The 1673-nt window shown below is 40.9% G+C and carries 2 protein-coding genes; one reads left to right on the top strand and one right to left on the bottom strand.

Annotated features, from left to right (window positions below; genetic code table 11):
• Nucleotides 1–60: 60 nt before the first annotated feature.
• Complete coding sequence (locus tag AACS98_RS19465) at nucleotides 61–939, top strand: shikimate dehydrogenase (RefSeq protein ID WP_066382913.1); 879 nt, start codon at nucleotides 61–63, stop codon at nucleotides 937–939.
• Here the strand turns inward: AACS98_RS19465 and AACS98_RS19460 are convergent, their stop codons facing one another.
• Nucleotides 940–1551, bottom strand: coding sequence for a hypothetical protein (locus tag AACS98_RS19460; RefSeq protein ID WP_066382912.1), 612 nt, complete (start codon nucleotides 1549–1551; stop codon nucleotides 940–942).
• Between the last annotated feature and the right edge of the window lie 122 nt (nucleotides 1552–1673).

Genomic DNA, 1673 nt, shown 5'->3' with positions numbered 1-1673 from the left:
GAGAAAAACTAATGACTAATGACTAATAACTAATGACTAATGACTAATGACTAATGACTAATGACTAAAACAATGATTACAGGTAAAACTAAATTATTAGGGGTAATTGGACATCCGGTGGAACATTCGCTGTCACCGGTGATGCACAATGCTGCACTGGCTCAATTAGGATTAGATTATATATACCTGCCTTTCCCTATCAAACCACAGGATTTAGAAGTGGCGATCGCTGGGTTGGCAACTGTTGGTGTTGTCGGTTTTAGTGTGACAATTCCCCACAAACAAGCAATTATTCCCCTACTCTCAGAAATTAGTCCCATTGCTCAAGCTATCGGTGCTGTCAATACTGTTAGTCGCAAAGATGACAAATGGGTAGGGACAAACACAGATATAGCAGGTTTTATCTCGCCTTTGCAAACAACCTATAAACAAGATTGGAGTCAGAAAATTGCTGTCATTTTAGGTAATGGTGGCGCAGCTAGGGCGGTTGTGGCAGGTTGTCATCAGCTAGGTTTGGCGGAAATTCATGTAGTAGGGCGAAATATACAACGTTTACAAGAATTCCAGCAAAGTTGGGCTAATTCACCGATTGGGACAAATTTACAAGTGCATCCTTGGGATAAGTTAACACAACTCATCCCCCAAGCTGATTTACTGGTGAATACAACGCCGATGGGAATGTATCCCCATGTTGATGAGTCACCGGTGAGTGCTGATGAAATGGTGAATTTACAAGTGGGTGCGATCGCCTATGATTTGATTTATATTCCCCAACCAACAAAATTTCTACAATACGCACAACAACAAGGTGCAATTGCTATTGATGGCTTAGAAATGTTAGTTCAGCAAGGAGTCGCCGCCTTAAAAATCTGGTTGCAACGGGAAACTGTACCTGTAGATGTCATGCGTCAAGCTTTAAGACAACATTTAGGACTCTAACTACTTCTTTGGCCAACGCCAATTATAGCGATTCCATTCGTAGATGCCTTGAATTTCGTACTCTGTGCCATTAAAGAAGCGAACAACACAGTTAGTAGAACAATCATCATTGCCATTAATCTGATCAATTTTAATCACTATGGAGGGAAACCATTCACGCTGACAAGGGCCATCTTCTTGCACCCATTCCCACAAAGCATTAGAAACTTCAATGCGATCGCCTACTCTCAGTTTTAAGGCATCCTCAAAATAAGCATACTTGTCAAAGTGATACGACTCCACACGATTTAACCATTGCAAACCATAGCGATCGCGAATAAACTGCACCTTACCAGAATCATTGTTCAGCAGCCAGTCGTTGAGTAATTGCACCTTCCACGTACGGTTTTGCTGTTCCTCTGCCTTGACGAACTCTAAAAATATCTCTAATTCCTCTGGCGTAAGTTCGTCTAAGGGGTTGGGAGGATCTGATTTTCCCGACTTAAATTTAGTTTGAAATTCTTCAACCAATTGCAGTAAAATTTCTTTCTGCCTATCAGTGAGAGGACAGCTAGCTGCATCACAACGATAAAAAGCTGCTTGCAAGGCTGTTGTTATCTCATCTGGAGTCATAAGCTAGTTGCAATTGTGGGACTGATATCATAATTATTGCAAAAGTTAAATTAAAGTCATTAGTCATTAGTCATTAGTCATTAGTCATTAGTCATTAGTTTTTCTCCCCCACTCCCTCATCT

The sequence above is a fragment of the Anabaena sp. CA = ATCC 33047 genome (assembly GCF_963870205.1).
Classification (GTDB): Bacteria; Cyanobacteriota; Cyanobacteriia; order Cyanobacteriales; family Nostocaceae; genus Trichormus.
The sequence above is the reverse complement of the archived record's forward strand: the minus strand, read 5'-3'. Positions and strand labels throughout refer to the sequence as shown.